The sequence below is a fragment of the Mesorhizobium sp. KR1-2 genome, assembly GCF_040045035.1.
In the GTDB taxonomy this organism is placed as follows: Bacteria; Pseudomonadota; Alphaproteobacteria; order Rhizobiales; family Rhizobiaceae; genus Pseudaminobacter.
The window spans coordinates 78574-94759 of sequence record NZ_JBDZDS010000001.1 but is presented as its reverse complement, the minus strand read 5'-3'; the positions used below and the strand labels follow the sequence as shown (position 1 = coordinate 94759).

Genomic DNA, 16186 nt, shown 5'->3' with positions numbered 1-16186 from the left:
CTCAATGATTGTCCCGCGGAATGCCCTTGGTCTGCGCGACGCGCTGGTATTTTGTCGCCGGCTTCAGCACCATGCCTTCCGACAGCTGGTCGACCATGCCGCGCTGGATTTCCTGCCACGGCGTCTGGTGGTCCGGGTAATGATAGCCGCCATTGCCCTGTAGTGCGGCGCGGCGGCTCTGCAGCTCCTCGTCGCCGATCAGGATATCGGCGGTCCCCTTGCGCAAATCGATGCGCACGCGGTCGCCCGATTTCAGCAGCGCCAGCCCGCCGCCGACCGCCGCTTCCGGCGAGGCGTTGAGGATGGAGGGCGAACCCGAAGTGCCTGACTGGCGGCCGTCGCCGATGCAAGGCAGCGAGTGCACGCCTTTTTTGATGAGGTAAGCCGGCGGCTGCATGTTCACCACCTCGGCAGCGCCGGGATAGCCGACAGGCCCTGCCCCGCGCATGAACAGGATGGTGTGCTCGTCGATGCCGACAGCGGGATCATCGATGCGGGCGTGGTAATCCTCCGGCCCGTCGAACACCATCGCCTTGCCCTCGAAGGCATCGGGGTCGGAAGGGTTCGACAGATAGCGCTCGCGGAATTCTTTCGAGATCACGCTGGTCTTCATGATCGCGCTGTCGAACAGATTGCCTTTGAGATTGATGAAGCCGGCATCCTTCTTCAACGGATCGGAGACCGGCCGGATGACCTCGGGATTGAGGTTTTCGACCGCGCCGCAATTCTCGCCGATGGGGCTGCCGTTGGCGGTCACCGCGCCGGGATGCGGCAGAAGGCGTGCCTTCATCAGTTCCATCACCACCGCCGGCACACCGCCGGCATGACAGAAATCCTCGCCCAAATATTCGCCGGCCGGCTGCAGGTTCACCAGCAGCGGGATCTTGTGGCCGATGGCCTGCCAGTCGTCATTGTCGAGTTTTATGCCGAGATGGCGCGCGATTGCGTTCAGGTGGATCGGCGCGTTGGTGGAACCGCCGATGGCCGAATTGACGACGATGGCGTTCTCGAAGGCTTCGCGCGTCATGATGTCGGAAGGCTTCAGATCTTCATACACCATGCCTACGATGCGCTTGCCCGTTTCGTAGGCGATCTGGCCGCGCTCCCGGTAGGGCGCGGGAATGGCAGCCGAGCCCGGCAGCTGCATGCCCAGCGCCTCGGCCAGGCTGTTCATGGTGGTGGCGGTGCCCATGGTGTTGCAATAGCCGACCGAGGGGGCGGACGATGCGACGATCTCCATGAACTCGTTATAGTCGATCTCGCCGGCCGAAAGGCGCTGGCGCGATTCCCACACGATGGTGCCCGAGCCGGTGCGCTTGCCCTTGTGCCAGCCATTGAGCATGGGGCCGACCGACAGCGCGATGGCCGGAATGTTGACCGTGGCCGCCGCCATCAGCAGCGCCGGCGTGGTCTTGTCGCAGCCGATTGTCAGCACCACGCCGTCGAGCGGATAGCCGTAGAGCACCTCGACGAGCGAGAGATAGGCAAGGTTGCGGTCGAGCGCGGCGGTGGGGCGCTTGCCCGTTTCCTGGATGGGATGGCAGGGGAACTCGAAGGGAATGCCGCCGGCGGCCACGATGCCTTCGCGCACGCGCTTGGCAAGCTCGAGGTGGTGGCGGTTGCAGGGCGACAGGTCCGAGCCGGTTTGGGCAATGCCAATGAGCGGCTTGCCCGACTGCAGCTCTTCGCGTGTGAGGCCATAGTTCAGGTAGCGCTCGAGATAGAGCGCGGTCATGCCGGGGTTGTCGGGATTGTCGAACCATTCCTGCGAACGGAATTTCTTGGGCGTCTTGGTATCGGCCATCGGCTTCTCCCGGAATGCGGCTGTAGAATCGTTATGACAAGGTTTTGGGGGCCGCAAGAGCCACGGCGCGGAGAGCGCGCGGGGAAGACGAAAGCCGCCCAAGATGCTATCAGCGCGTGCAATAAGGAGGAGTTCCCGCATGAGCCTGATCGACGACCGCCTTTATATCGACCCCGAACTGGTGCAGTTCTACGACCTCGAAAACGACGGCGGCGCCGATCTCGACTATTGCATCGCCTTTGCCGAAGGCGCGCGCAGCGTGCTCGACCTCGGCTGCGGCACAGGCCAGGTGGCGGTGACCCTCGCGACCGGCCGAGACGTTACCGGCGTCGATCCGGCTGGCGCCATGCTGGACGTGGCGCGCAGCCGGCCGGGCGGCCAAAGCGTGGAGTGGGTGGAGGCCGACGCGCGCAACGTGCGGCTGGGCAAGAAATTCGACCTGGTGCTGCTGACCGGCCACGCCTTCCAGGTGTTTTTGACCGCGGAGGACCAGCGGGCGGTCCTGGCCACCATCGCTGCCCACCTCGCTCCGGAAGGTCGCTTCATCTTCGACAGCCGCAATCCGGCAGCGCGGGAGTGGTTGGAATGGGTGCCGGAGCAGTCGCAGCGGTCGGTCGAGCACCCGCGCCTCGGCACGGTGAAAGGCTGGAACGACGCGGCGTGGGACGAAGCGGCCGGGGTCGTGACCTACGAGACTCATTACGAGGCAGCTGACGGCCGCCGTTTCCATGCCGAGTCAAAAATCGCCTTTCCGGACAAGGACGCGCTGACCGGCATGCTGGAGGAAGCCGGGCTTGCCGCCGATCGCTGGCTGGGCGACTGGTACGGAGCGCCGTGGACGCCGACCTCACGCGAAATCATCCCGATCGGGCGGCTGCGCTAGCCGGGAAGGCCCGGTTTCTTAGCCGCATTTGTGCGACGCCAAGCGATTCCGCTTGGCTGCAAAATGCTCTAAGCACTTTGGTGTGATAGACAAGAAACGCCGTGTCCAGTACCCCTCTCGGAGCAATCCACTCGGGAGGAAGTCATGGCTCTGGTCATCGCAGGTGAAGAACACATCGCCGCGCCCGTGCAGAAGGTGTGGGAGGCGCTGAACGACCCGGAAGTGCTGAAGGAATGCATCCCCGGCTGCCAGAGCCTGGAGATGAAATCGCCCACTGACATGGCGGCCACCGTGGTGCTGAAGATCGGGCCGATCAAGGCAACTTTCGCCGGCGAGGTGACGCTGACGAACCTGAAGCCGCCGCACTCCTACACCATCACCGGCGAGGGCAAGGGCGGCATCGCCGGCTTCGCCAAGGGCGGCGCCGACGTGACGCTGACCGAGGACGGCCCCGACACCACCATTCTCAAATATGAGGCCAAGGCCGATGTGGGCGGCAAGATCGCCCAGCTCGGCAGCCGGCTGATCACTTCAACATCGAAGAAGCTCGCCGGGCAGTTCTTTTCGAGTTTTGGGGAAAAAGTGAGCGCGGGGTAGCGCTCACTCAAACACAATGTTCGGCACAGCCGCCTCGGCTGCGCCGCGCTCTTCCTGAACCCGCGTCCAGACCTTCGAGGCAATGTCGCGATAGGTTTGCGCCTCCAGCCCGTCGGGCTTGGAGACCACCACCGGCGCGCCGGCGTCGGAGCTTTCGCGGATGCCCATTTCCAGCGGCACTTCGCCAAGGAACGTGACGCCGAGCCGCTCGGCTTCCCTCTTGGCGCCGCCATGGCCAAAAATGTCGTAGCGCTTGCCGGTATCGGGGGCCACGAAGTAGCTCATGTTCTCGACGATGCCGAGCAGGGGCACGTCGACCTTCTTGAACATGTTGAGGCCCTTGCGTGCGTCGATCAGCGCAAGGTCCTGCGGCGTCGAGACGATGACCGCGCCGGCCAGCGGCACCTGCTGGGCCATGGTGAGCTGGGCGTCGCCCGTGCCGGGCGGCATATCGACCACCAGCACGTCGAGCGGACCCCAATCGACCTCGCGCAGCATCTGGGTGAGCGCCGACATGACCATCGGCCCGCGCCAGATCATCGGCGTTTCCTCGTCGACGAGGAAGCCCATGGACATGACCTTGAGCCCGTATTTCTCCATCGGCTTCAGTACCTTGCCGTCCACCGTCTGCGGCCGGCCGTGGAGGTTGAGGAGCTTCGGCATGGAAGGGCCGTAGATGTCGGCGTCGAGCACGCCGACCTTCAGGCCGTTGGCGGCAAGGCCGAGCGCGACATTGATCGCGGTCGTCGACTTGCCGACGCCACCCTTGCCGGAAGCCACTGCGATAATCGCCTCGATGCCAGGCACGCCGCGCTTGCCCGGCTGGTGGCCGGCGGGCGCGTGGGGTGCAGGACGCGGCGGCGTGGCCGGCGCTGCCGGGCGGGGCGGAACGGGGCGCGGCGGGGCGCTTTCCATCCCGCCGCCCTTCTTCTCGGCGGTCAGCGCCACCATCGCGCTGGCGACGCCCGGAATGGATTTCACCGCGCGCTCGGCAGCCGCGCGCAGCGGCTCCAGTTCCTTGGCCCGGGCGGCCGGAACGGTGATCGAGAAGAAGACCTTGCTGTCGGCGATGAAGATTTCGGAGACCAGGCCGAGGCTGACGATGTCGCCTTCCAGATCGGGGCCCTTGATCGTGCTGAGCTTTTCGAGAACGACTTCTCTGGTGACTGACATGATGCTTCTTCTGTTTCAGGCCGCAGTGTTTGGCTTGAGATAATGCATATTGCCGCCAGAACCAAGCGCCGGTCCCGCGCGGTCGGCGCGACATCCAGACGAAAAGCTTCCGCCGGGTGCGCAAAAGGCAAGCCGGGTGATGCAGGCGATGATGCAGATGAGCAAGATCGACACCGCCGAACTGGAGCGGGCGGCGGCTTGATTGCCGAGACGAGCGGCCGGTCGACTACGATCAAGTCACTGCTGGCGCTCAAAGAATCAAAGCGCTAGTTTCGCCGCATGATCGACAAGCTCGAATTCTTTCTGGCGCTCGCCAAGGAGCAGCATTTCGGCCGCGCAGCCGAGGAATGCGGCGTGACGCAGCCCACCCTTTCTGCCGGCATCAAGCAGTTGGAGGACCAGTTGGGCGTGATGCTGGTGCAGCGCGGCTCGCGCTTCCAGGGGCTGACGCCGGAAGGCAGCCGCGTGCTGGAATGGGCACGCCGCATCGTCGGCGACACCCGCACCATGCGCGAGGAGATGCGCGCGGCGCGCCACGGCCTCTCCGGCCATGTGCGCATCGCCGCAATCCCCACCGCGCTCGCCATGACGCCGCGCCTGACCACGCCGTTCCACGAAAAGCACCCCGCGGTAACGTTCTCGATCATCTCGCGCACCTCGATCGAGGTGCTGACGCTTCTGGAAAACCTCGAGATCGACATCGGCATCACCTATCTCGACAACGAGCCGCTCGGCCGCGTCGCTTCGGTGCCGCTCTATTCGGAGCGCTACCAGCTCATCACCGCGGCAGGCACACCCTACTCTGACCGCAAGACGGTGACCTGGGCCGAGGTGAGCACGCTGCCGCTGTGCCTGCTGACGCCGGACATGCAGAACCGCCGCATCATCAACCGGCATCTGGAAGAAGCCGGAGTGAAGGCGCAGACCACGCTCGAATCGAACTCGATGATCGTTCTGTTCTCGCATATCCGCACCGGCAAATGGGCCTCGATCATGCCGCTGAATCTCGCCGAGACCTTCGGCTTCGCCGAACCCATCCGCGCCATCCCCATCGTCGAGCCGGATGCCAGCCATCTCGTGGGGCTGGTGGCCGCGCACCGCGAGCCGCACACGCCGATCGTTTCGGCATTGATGCACGAGGCGCGTCTGCTTGCGGCACGCCTCGTCGCCCTTCAATAGAAAATTTCTATCGTCCAACGAAACTGCTATATTGATTGCGCTTTCCCGTTCTGACTAGCTTTGCTTGATTACAGAAAGGGAGGGCGCTGCATGGCCATGCAGTCGGCAGGTACCGACGTCGCCGCCAAGGCAAGATCGGTCATCGACGAATTCAAGGATCTGGAAGGCCCTCTGCTTCCGATTCTCCACGGCATCCAGGAAGAATTCGGCCACGTGCCGTCCGAGACCGTGCCGGTCATCGCCGAGGCGCTGAACCTGTCGCGGGCGGAAGTGCACGGCGTCGTCACCTTCTATCACGACTATCGCAACCACCCCGCCGGCCGGCATGTGCTGAAGCTCTGCCGCGCCGAGGCCTGCCAGTCCATGGGCGCCGACGCCATCGCGGCCCAGATCAGCCAGGCGCTGGGCATCGGCTTCCATGAGACGGCCAAGGACGATTCGGTGACGCTGGAGCCGGTGTTCTGCCTCGGCCTTTGCGCCTGCGCGCCGGCCGCCATGCTGGACGGCGAAGTGATCGGCAGGCTCGACGCCGACAAGATCGAGGAAATCGTCGCGGAGGTGCGCTCGTGACCGTTACCATCTACGTTCCCGGCGATTCCGGCGCACTGGCGCTTGGCGCCGACAAGGTGGCCAAGGCAATCGAAGCGCAAATTCTTGCGCACGGCATCGATGCGCGGATTGTGCGCAACGGCTCGCGCGGCCTCTACTGGCTGGAGCCGATGGTGGAAGTCGCCACCGATGCCGGCCGCGTCGCCTATGGCCCGGTTTCGGCCAAGGACGTGCCGTCGCTGTTCGAGGCCGGCTTCGTTTCCGGCGGCCAGCACAAGCTTTCGCTCGGCGATCCTGAAAAAATCCCGTTCCTCGCCAAGCAGACCCGCCTCACCTTCGCCCGTTGCGGCATCACCGACCCGGTGTCGCTGGAGGACTATGAGGCGCATGGCGGCCTCACCGGCCTGAAGAACGCGGTGAAGATGGTGCCGGCCGACATCGTCAAGCAGGTGACCGATTCGGGCCTGCGCGGACGCGGCGGCGCGGGCTTCCCCACCGGCATCAAGTGGAAGACCGTTCACGACACGGCGGCCGAGCAGAAATACATCGTCTGCAACGCCGACGAAGGCGACTCGGCCACCTTCGCCGACCGCATGATCATGGAAGGCGACCCCTTCGTGCTCATCGAGGGCATGACGATCGCCGGCCTCGCCACCGGCGCGACCAAGGGTTTTGTCTATATCCGCTCCGAATATCCGCACGCGATCGCGGTGATGAACAAGGCCGTGCAAGTGGCACGGCGCGCCGGCATTCTCGGCAAGAGCGTCCTAGGGTCCTCCCAAGCCTTTGACCTCGAGATCCGCTCCGGCGCAGGCGCCTATGTGTGCGGCGAGGAGACCTCGCTGCTCAACAGCCTGGAAGGCAAGCGTGGCGTGGTGCGCGCCAAGCCGCCGCTGCCGGCGATCCAGGGCCTGTTCGGCAAGCCCACCGTCATCAACAACGTGATCTCGCTGGCCTCGGTGCCGATCATCATGGACAAGGGCGCGGAATATTACCGCGACTTCGGCATGGGCCGCTCGCGCGGCACCATCCCGATCCAGATCGCCGGCAATGCAAAGCATGGCGGCCTGTTCGAAGTGGCCTTCGGCCTGACGCTGGGCGAGATCGTCGACGAGATCGGCGGCGGCACCGCCACCGGCCGGCCGGTGAAGGCGGTGCAGGTTGGCGGCCCGCTGGGCGCCTATTTCCCGCGCGCGCTGTTCGACACGCCCTTCGACTACGAGGAATTCGCCAAGCGCGACGGCCTGATCGGCCACGCCGGCATCACCGTGTTCGACGACAGCGCCGACATGCTGAAGATGGCCCGCTTCGCCATGGAGTTCTGCGCCATCGAAAGCTGCGGCAAGTGCACGCCCTGCCGCATCGGCTCGACGCGCGGCGTCGAAACGCTGGACAAGGTCGCGGGCGGCATCGAGCCCGAGAAGAACCTCGCGCTGGTCACTGATCTCTGCAACACGATGAAGTTCGGCTCGCTCTGCGCGCTGGGCGGCTTCACGCCCTACCCGGTCATGAGCGCGCTTACCCATTTCCCCGAAGATTTCCGGCCGGTCGCGGTCGCCCAGGCAGCGGAATAGGAGTCAGAACCATGGGTCTCGTCCACGAAATCGACTATGGCACCCCTGCCTCGAAGGCCGAAAAGCAGGTCACGCTGACCGTCGACGGCTTTTCGGTGACCGTGCCTGAGGGCACCTCGATCATGCGCGCCTCGATGGAGGCCGGCATCCAGGTGCCGAAGCTGTGCGCCACCGACATGGTCGATGCCTTCGGCTCCTGCCGCCTCTGCCTGGTCGAGATCGAGGGTCGCGCCGGCACGCCCGCCTCCTGCACCACTCCAGTGGCGCCGGGCATGGTGGTTCACACCCAGACGAGCCGGCTCAAGGACATCCGCAAGGGCGTGATGGAGCTCTACATCTCCGATCATCCGCTGGACTGCCTGACCTGCGCGGCCAACGGTGACTGCGAGCTGCAGGACATGGCCGGTGCTGTCGGCCTGCGCGACGTGCGCTACGGCTACGAGGGCGAAAACCACGTCCGCGCCAAGAACGACGGCGTCCAGAACTTCAACTGGATGCCGAAGGACGAATCCAACCCCTATTTCACCTATGATCCTTCCAAGTGCATCGTCTGCTCGCGCTGCGTGCGCGCTTGCGAGGAGGTGCAGGGCACGTTCGCGCTGACCATCGAAGGCCGCGGCTTCGACAGCCGCGTTTCGCCGGGCGCGCACGAACTCTTCCTCGACAGCGAATGCGTGTCCTGCGGCGCCTGCGTGCAGGCCTGCCCGACCGCCACGCTGACGGAAAAGTCGGTGATCCAGATCGGCCAGCCGGAGCACTCGGTGGTCACCACCTGCGCCTATTGCGGCGTCGGCTGCTCGTTCAAGGCCGAGATGCGCGGCGAGGAGCTGGTGCGCATGGTGCCGTGGAAGGACGGCAAGGCCAACCGCGGCCACTCCTGCGTCAAGGGCCGCTTCGCCTATGGCTATGCCACGCACAAGGAGCGCATCCTCAACCCGATGATCCGCGAGAAGATCACCGATCCGTGGCGCGAAGTGTCGTGGGAAGAGGCGCTGACCCATACCGCCAACGAGTTCCGCCGCATCCAGTACCAGTACGGCCGCGCGGCCATCGGCGGCATCACCTCCTCGCGCTGCACGAATGAAGAAACCTTCCTCGTGCAGAAGCTGATCCGCCAGGGCTTTGGCAACAACAACGTCGACACCTGCGCCCGCGTCTGCCACTCGCCGACCGGCTACGGCCTCGGCCAGACCTATGGCACCTCGGCCGGCACGCAGGACTTCGACTCGGTCGAGCATACCGATGTCGCGCTGATCATCGGCGCCAACCCGGCGTCGGCGCATCCCGTGTTCGCATCGCGCCTCAAGAAGCGGCTGCGCGCCGGCGCCAAGCTGATCGTCATCGATCCGCGCCGCACCGAGATGGTCAAGTCGGCCCATATCGAGGCGGCACATCACCTGGCGCTGAAGCCGGGCACCAACGTCGCCGTCGTCACCTCGCTTGCGCATGTCATCGTCACCGAGGGCCTGTTCAACGAAGCCTTCATCCGCGAGCGCTGCGACTGGGCGGAATTCCAGGACTATGCGGAGTTCGTGTCGGACCCGCGCCACAGCCCCGAAGAGGTTGAAAAGCTGTCGGGCGTGCCGGCGGAGACGATCCGGGGTGCTGCCCGCCTTTACGCCACCGGCGGCAATGGCGCGATCTATTACGGCCTCGGCGTGACCGAGCACAGCCAGGGCTCGACGACCGTTATCGCGATCGCCAACCTCGCCATGCTGACCGGCAATATCGGCCGCAGGGGCGTGGGCGTAAACCCGCTGCGCGGCCAGAACAACGTGCAGGGCGCCTGCGACATGGGCTCGTTCCCGCACGAACTGCCGGGCTACCGCCACATTTCGGGCGACGCCGTGCGCGACATCTATGACAGCCTGTGGGGCGTGAAGCTCGACAACGAGCCGGGCCTGCGCATCCCCAACATGCTCGACGCCGCCGTAGAAGGCACGTTCAAGGGCATCTACATCCAGGGCGAAGACATCTTGCAGTCGGACCCCGACACCAAGCATGTCTCGGCCGGCCTCGCCGCCATGGAATGCGTGGTCGTGCAGGACCTGTTCCTCAACGAGACGGCGAACTACGCGCATGTCTTCCTGCCGGGTTCGACCTTCCTCGAGAAGGATGGCACCTTCACCAATGCCGAGCGCCGCATCAACCGCGTGCGCAAGGTGATGACCCCGAAGAACGGCTATGCCGACTGGGAAGTGACGCAGAAGCTTGCCCAGGCCATGGGCCTGAACTGGAACTACCAGCACCCGTCCGAGATCATGGACGAAGTTGCCAAGACGACGCCGAGCTTCGCCAACGTCTCCTATGAGTTCCTCGAAAAGATGGGCTCGGTGCAGTGGCCGTGCAACGAGAAGGCGCCGGAAGGCACACCAATCATGCATATCGACGGCTTCGTGCGCGGCAAGGGCAAGTTCATCCGCACCGAATATGTGGCGACCGACGAAAAGACCGGTCCGCGCTTCCCGCTGCTGCTCACCACAGGCCGCATTCTCAGCCAGTACAATGTCGGCGCGCAGACCCGCCGCACCGACAATGTGATGTGGCACGACGAGGACCGGCTGGAAATCCACTCGCACGACGCCGAAAATCGCGGCATCCGCGACGGCGACTGGGTGCGGCTGGCCAGCCGTGCCGGCGAGACGACCCTGCGCGCGCTCGTCACCGACAAGGTGTCGCCGGGCGTGGTCTACACGACCTTCCACCACCCCGACACGCAGGCCAACGTCATCACCACCGACTTCTCCGACTGGGCAACCAATTGTCCGGAATACAAGGTGACGGCGGTGCAGGTGGCGCCTTCCAACGGCCCATCGGAATGGCAGAAGGAATACAACGAGCAGGCACGCCAGAGCCGCCGCATCGCAGGCCGGCTGGAAGCAGCGGAGTGATGGTGGCGCTGCGCCGATACCCTCTCCCTTGTGGGGTGGGTCGGACCGCAGGTCCGGGGTGGGGGTTGACACGCGCCCGTCCTGCCCGACAGATTACCCTGAACCTGATCCACTTCGTGGATCGCCCCTCCGCACAAGGGGAAGGGTGAGGCGCACAATGACAAACCGCCCCGCCACCACGCAGATCACCCGTATTGCGCGCCGCGCAAGCGGGACGACTGCGGCGCAGCGCATGGTGCCGGAGGAAACGCCGATCGCGCTTTCCTATGCCGGCACGACGCATGCGGTGATGATGGCGAGCCCCGCCGATTTCGAGGATTTTGCGCTGGGCTTTTCGCTCACCGAGGGCATCGTGGGGTCTGCCGAAGAGATCGAGGCAATCGAGATCGAGGATCTCGGCGCCGGCATCGACATCCAGATCCGCCTGAAGGACAAGGCCAACACGCGCTTCCAGGCGCGGCGGCGTAGGCTCGCCGGCCCGGTCGGCTGCGGGCTGTGCGGCATCGAATCCATCGATGAAGCCATGCGTTCCGTCTGCCAGGTGGGCGCGGCCGCACTGACGCTTTCCGAGGACGACATCGTCCAGTCGGTAAAGCTGCTTTCGAAGGTCCAGCCCATGCATGCCGAGACCGGCGCGGTGCACGCCGCCGGCTTCTACGTGCCCGGCCAGGGCGTAGTGCTGGCGCGCGAGGATGTCGGCCGCCACAATGCGCTCGACAAGCTTGCCGGCGCGCTGGCTCGCGCCGGCATCGCAGGCGCCAGCGGCGCGGTCGTCGTCACCTCCCGCGTTTCGGTCGAGATGGTGCAGAAGGCCGCGGCCATCGGTTCGCGCTTCATCATTGCCGTTTCGGCGCCGACCGCGCTCGCCATCCGCACCGCAGACGCAGCCGGCATGACGCTGGTGGCGCTGGTGCGCGGCGACGATTTCGACATTTTCACCAATCCAGACCGCGTAATTTCCGGAGCCGAACGTCATGTCGCTTGATGAACACAGGGCCAGCACGCGCGACAAGATCATCCGCATGGCCAACCAGATCGCCACCTTCTTTCATTCCAAGCCGCGCGAGGAAGGCATCGCCGGCACGGCCGAGCACATCAACAAGTTCTGGGAGCCGCGCATGCGCCGGCACCTGTTCGAGATCATCGATGCCGGCGGCGACGGGCTGGACGAGCTGGTGCTCGCAGCGTCTGCGACCATCAGGCGGCCGGCTGAAGCGGCGGCGTAAGGCGCCCCACCTTCCTGGGTCGGTTCGGTCCAATTCTGCATCGGCTTTGGCGGCACAACCGTCGGGGCCTGGATCCCCGCAACCATTCGGCCTTCGCCATTCGCTTCGCTCATGGCGAAAGCCGAATGGCAGGAGGATGACGGGTGGCAGATGCCTTCGCGAACTCGTCAACGTCCGAAGGTTGCGCGGAGAGACCTATATCGCTCACTTCATGGCGCCCCTCCACTCCGTCGTCCTCTGGCCGGAGCACGAGCGCAGCGAAGTGCGGAGGTTCCGGGGACCCATGCCTCTACGTGAGAGCCCCCACATCGTCGAAGCATGACACGCGCGCAGACGCTTGCCCGCCCGGGATCATACCCGGACGAGCAAGCTGTCTCCGCCCCCCACGGCTTGCCGCCGCTACATCAACCCGAGTTGCTTGTAGACCCCCAGCGCGTCGTAATAATCGGCCTGATGGGTGATCTTGCCGCCGCCGATCTCGAATATCGACGCACCGTCGAACTTGAAGCTCTTGCCGGTGGCCTTGGTGCCGTCAGCCCAGTCGCCGGTGTTGGTGCCGGAGAACTGCCATTCGAAGGACACGCGTCCCTCCTGCACGATGGGCGAGCCCTTCATCTTCCACGCCGCATCCGGCACGGCGTTGAGGAAATTGTCGATGACGTCGGTCTTGGCCGCCTCGCGACCTTCGACCGGCGTGCCGACCGAGGCATCGTAATAGCTGACATTGTCGGCGAAATGGCTCGCCGCCTTGGCGGAATCGTGGGCATTCCACGCCGCCAGATAAGATTCCACGACCGCCTGCGGGCTGTCGTCGGCCATGGCCGGCGGCACAACCATCATGCCGGCCAGAGCAAGGGCACCGGTGACTGCGAGAAACTGACGCCTGCGCATGCTATTCCTCCCTTTTCTTCGTTGAGTATTCCGCCCGCCCGTCCGGAGCGCCGCTGCCTGCGGCGTTCCGGAAATTTTTGGGCCCGATCTTCAGACCCCCGGCCGGGTCCCCGCTGCCTCCGGCAGCGTCCCGGCGTTCGCTGGCCTGCCATGATGCCACTGGCATCATGGCTTTCGCGCTCCGCGCGAAACCGGCCGCTCACCCATGCGCGACCATGACGTGGCGGACCACCGTGTAGTCCTCCAGCGCATAGAGCGACATGTCCTTGCCGTAGCCCGACTGCTTGATGCCGCCATGCGGCATCTCGTTGGTGAGCATGAAGTGGGTGTTGATCCAGGTGCAGCCATATTGCAGCCGCGCGGCGGTGGCCATGGCGCGAGAAATGTCCTTGGTCCACACCGACGAGGCAAGGCCGTAGTCGGACGCGTTGGCCCAATTCACAGCCTCGTCAACGTCGGAGAAGCGGGTGACCGAGACCACCGGGCCAAACACCTCGCGTTGCACGATCTCGTCTTCCTGCAGCGCGCCGGCCACCACCGTTGGCTGGTAGAAGAAGCCGCCGCCCTCGCCCGGCCGGCCGCCGGTGGTGATCTCGATATGCTTTTGCTCGGTGGCGCGCTCCACGAAGCTTGCCACGCGGTCGCGCTGGCGGCTGGAGATGAGCGGCCCGATCTCGTTTTCAGTGTCGTCGGCAAGGTTGTACCTGATCGACGAGACGGCCGAGGTCAGGTCGGCGACCAGCTTGTCGTAGATCTTCTTGCCGGCATAGATGCGGCAGGCGGCGGTGCAGTCCTGGCCGGCATTGTAGTAGCCGAAGGCGCGCACGCCGTTGACCACTGCTTCCACGTCGGCGTCATCGAAGACGATGACCGGCGCCTTGCCGCCGAGCTCCAGATGCGTGCGCTTGACCGAGCGGGCGGCCGCCTGCAGCACCTTCTTGCCGGTGGCGATGTCGCCTGTGATCGAGACCATGTTGATCTTGGGATGGTTGATCAGCGCGTTGCCGACGGTCTCGCCGCGGCCGAGCACGATGTTGACAACGCCCTCGGGCAGCACTTCGGAAAGGATGCGGCCGAGCTTCAGCGCCGTCAGCGGCGTCTGCTCGGAAGGCTTGAAGACCACAGTGTTGCCGCCGGCAATCGCCGGCGCCAACTTCCAGGCCATCATCATCAGCGGATAGTTCCACGGCGCGATGGAAGCGACGATGCCGACCGGGTCGCGGCGGATCATCGAGGTATGGCCGGGGATATATTCGCCCGCAACGACGCCCGGCATGGTCCGCACCGCGCCGGCAAAGAAGCGATAGCAATCCACCAGCGCCGGGATCTCGTCATTGAGCACGGCGTTGATGGGCTTGCCGCAGTTCAGCGCCTCGAGCTTGGCGAAGCTCTCGGCCTCCGCCTCGATGCGCTCGGCGATCTTCAGCAGATAGCCGGAGCGCTCGGCCGGCGTGGTGCGCGACCAGGCGGCAAAGGCCTTTTCGGCCGAGGCGACCGCCGCGTCGATCTGCGCCTGGTTTGCCTCGGGCAGGCGGAGGATGGTTTCGCCCGTCTTCGGGTTGAGGATGGGCTCCTCGGTTTCCGTGCCGCTCTCAAAGCGCGAACCGATCAGCATCTCGGTGTACATGATGTCTCTCTCCCTTTGAATTCTATTTGCCGCTGCCGGCGACCTGGTCGCCTTCGCGGGTCAGGTAATAGGCGGCGAGGATGGGCAGGAAGGTCAACAGCACCACCACCATGGCCACCACATTGGTGACCGGGCGCTGGCGCGGCCGCACCAGTTCCTCCAGCATCCAGATCGGCAGCGTCTGCTGCTGGCCGGCGGTGAAGGTGGTGACGATGACCTCGTCGAAGGACAGCGCAAAGGCCAGCATGCCGCCGGCAAGCAGTGCCGTGCCGATATTGGGCAGCACCACGTGCCGGAAGGTCTGAAAACCGTCGGCGCCCAGGTCCATCGAGGCCTCGATCATCGAACCGGAGGTGCGGCGGAAGCGCGCCACGGCGTTGTTGTAGACCACCACCACGCAGAAGGTGGCGTGGCCGAGGATGATCGTCCAGAACGAGAACGGGATGTCGGCGAGGCTGAAGGCCGAACGCAGCGCGATACCGGTGATGATGCCGGGCAGCGCAATCGGCAGGATGACCAGCAGCGACACTACCTCGCGGCCGAAGAATTTTGTTTGGCTCACAGCAGCCGCACAGAGCGTGCCCAGCACCAGCGCGATCGTCGTGGCGATCGACGCCACCTTGACCGACAGGCCAAGTGCGGCCCACACGTCTGGCCGGTTCCAAGCGACAGACAGCCAGTTCAGCGTGAGGCCCGGCGGCGGCCACTGGTAGGTCTTTTCTTCCGTCGTGAAGGCGTAGACGAAGATCAGCAAGATCGGCAGGTGCAGGAACAGGAGCCCCGCTGCTGCTGCAAGCTTGACGCCCAAAGGCGCGGACTGGTTGCGATCAGAGCGCATCGAAAGCTCCCATGCGCTTGGCGCCCCACAGGTAGAAACCCATGATGACGACCGGGACGACGGTGAAGGCGGCAGCCAGCGGAATGTTGCCCGCGGTGCCCTGCTGGGCGTAGACGGCCTGGCCGATGAACAGCCGCGAGGTGCCGATGATCTGCGGGATGATGTAATCACCCAGCGTCAGCGAGAAGGTGAAGATGGAACCGGCAACGATGCCCGGCAGCGCCAGCGGAAACAGCACGTTGCGGAAGGTCTGCCCCGGCGAGGCGCCGAGATCGGACGAGGCTTCCACCAGATTGCCCGGCACGCGCTCGAGCGCGGCCTGGATCGGCAGGATCATGTAGGGGAGCCACACATAGACGAAGACGATGAAGGTGCCGGTGAAGGACACCGACAGCGAGTTGCCGCCGACATAGGGCAGCGACAGCCAGGCATCGAGCAGCCACGATAGGTGCAGCTTGTCGAACAGCCAGGTCAGGATGCCTTCCTTGGCGAGGATGAGCTTCCAGGCATAGACCTTGACCAGATAGCTCGACCACAGCGGCAGCATGATGCCGAGATAGAACAGCGCCTTCCATTTGCCGCGCGCATAGCGGGCCGCGTAGTAGGCGATGGGGAAGGCGACGACCGCCGAGGCGAGCGTCACGCAGGCCGCCATGGTGACGGTGCGCAGGATGATGTCGAGATTGGCGGCCTGGAACAGGTCGCCGTAGGTCTTGAGCGTGAACTCGCGGTTGATGAGGCCGGAAAACTCGTCGATCGAGAAGAAGCTCTGCAAGAGCAGCGCAAACAGCGACCCGAGATATACGATGCCGAGCCAAAGAAGCGGCGGCAGCAGCATCAGGAACAGCAGCAGCTTCGGCTGGCGCCAGAAGGTGTCGGACAGGGCGCCTGCGATGCCGCCGCGACTTGGCAGGATGGCGGGCGCGGCACGCGCGGACATGACGGCTGACGCGC

The 16186-nt window shown here is 65.0% G+C and carries 14 protein-coding genes; 8 read left to right on the top strand and 6 right to left on the bottom strand.

What is annotated here, in order from left to right:
- Position 1: 1 nt before the first annotated feature.
- Positions 2-1804 (bottom strand): IlvD/Edd family dehydratase, encoded by a 1803-nt coding sequence (locus ABLE85_RS00520; RefSeq protein ID WP_348790739.1) that lies wholly within the window; start codon positions 1802-1804, stop codon positions 2-4.
- 148 nt (positions 1805-1952) lie between these two features.
- On the opposite strand from ABLE85_RS00520, the gene ABLE85_RS00515 reads away from it, so the two are divergent.
- Both ABLE85_RS00515 and ABLE85_RS00510 read left to right on the top strand, forming a co-directional pair.
- Entirely contained in the window at positions 1953-2687 is a 735-nt protein-coding gene (locus ABLE85_RS00515; RefSeq protein WP_348791417.1) for a class I SAM-dependent methyltransferase, read from the top strand.
- A gap of 144 nt (positions 2688-2831) precedes the next feature.
- Positions 2832-3284 carry a carbon monoxide dehydrogenase subunit G gene (locus tag ABLE85_RS00510; RefSeq protein ID WP_348790738.1) on the top strand — a complete coding sequence of 151 codons (453 nt, stop codon included), beginning with the start codon at positions 2832-2834 and terminating at the stop codon, positions 3282-3284.
- Between the two features lie 3 nt (positions 3285-3287).
- On the opposite strand, the gene ABLE85_RS00505 is transcribed toward ABLE85_RS00510, so the two are convergent.
- Entirely contained in the window at positions 3288-4457 is a 1170-nt protein-coding gene (locus ABLE85_RS00505; protein WP_348790737.1) for an Mrp/NBP35 family ATP-binding protein, read from the bottom strand.
- A gap of 279 nt (positions 4458-4736) precedes the next feature.
- Between ABLE85_RS00505 and ABLE85_RS00500 the strand changes: the two genes are divergently transcribed.
- From ABLE85_RS00500 to ABLE85_RS00475, 6 genes are all read left to right on the top strand, one after another.
- On the top strand, positions 4737-5636 hold the full coding sequence (locus ABLE85_RS00500; RefSeq protein ID WP_348790736.1) for a LysR family transcriptional regulator: 900 nt from the start codon (positions 4737-4739) through the stop codon (positions 5634-5636).
- 90 nt (positions 5637-5726) lie between these two features.
- Positions 5727-6206: a formate dehydrogenase subunit gamma gene (locus tag ABLE85_RS00495; protein ID WP_348790735.1), complete on the top strand. Its 480-nt coding sequence runs from the start codon at positions 5727-5729 to the stop codon at positions 6204-6206.
- Positions 6203-7759: an NADH-quinone oxidoreductase subunit NuoF gene (locus ABLE85_RS00490; protein WP_348790734.1), complete on the top strand. Its 1557-nt coding sequence runs from the start codon at positions 6203-6205 to the stop codon at positions 7757-7759. The genes ABLE85_RS00495 and ABLE85_RS00490 overlap by 4 nt, the downstream gene beginning before the upstream one ends.
- Before the next feature lie 11 nt (positions 7760-7770).
- Positions 7771-10650, top strand: coding sequence for a formate dehydrogenase subunit alpha (gene fdhF / locus ABLE85_RS00485; RefSeq protein ID WP_348790733.1), 2880 nt, complete (start codon positions 7771-7773; stop codon positions 10648-10650).
- A gap of 157 nt (positions 10651-10807) precedes the next feature.
- Positions 10808-11635: a formate dehydrogenase accessory sulfurtransferase FdhD gene (gene fdhD / locus ABLE85_RS00480; RefSeq protein WP_348790732.1), complete on the top strand. Its 828-nt coding sequence runs from the start codon at positions 10808-10810 to the stop codon at positions 11633-11635.
- Positions 11625-11876, top strand: coding sequence for a formate dehydrogenase subunit delta (locus ABLE85_RS00475; RefSeq protein ID WP_348790731.1), 252 nt, complete (start codon positions 11625-11627; stop codon positions 11874-11876). The genes fdhD and ABLE85_RS00475 overlap by 11 nt, the downstream gene beginning before the upstream one ends.
- A gap of 399 nt (positions 11877-12275) precedes the next feature.
- Here ABLE85_RS00475 and ABLE85_RS00470 read toward each other — a convergent pair whose 3' ends face one another.
- From ABLE85_RS00470 to ABLE85_RS00455, 4 genes are all read right to left on the bottom strand, one after another.
- A complete protein-coding gene (locus ABLE85_RS00470) occupies positions 12276-12767 on the bottom strand; it encodes an ester cyclase (protein ID WP_348790730.1) in 492 nt (163 codons plus the stop codon).
- Positions 12768-12966: 199 nt separating this feature from the next.
- A complete protein-coding gene (locus ABLE85_RS00465) occupies positions 12967-14394 on the bottom strand; it encodes a gamma-aminobutyraldehyde dehydrogenase (RefSeq protein WP_348790729.1) in 1428 nt (475 codons plus the stop codon).
- Positions 14395-14416: 22 nt separating this feature from the next.
- On the bottom strand, positions 14417-15232 hold the full coding sequence (locus ABLE85_RS00460) for an ABC transporter permease (RefSeq protein WP_348790728.1): 816 nt from the start codon (positions 15230-15232) through the stop codon (positions 14417-14419).
- The gene (locus tag ABLE85_RS00455) at positions 15222-16172 is read right to left on the bottom strand and encodes an ABC transporter permease (RefSeq protein WP_348791416.1); all 951 of its coding nucleotides are present in this window, start codon (positions 16170-16172) and stop codon (positions 15222-15224) included. The genes ABLE85_RS00460 and ABLE85_RS00455 overlap by 11 nt, the downstream gene beginning before the upstream one ends.
- Positions 16173-16186: the final 14 nt, after the last annotated feature.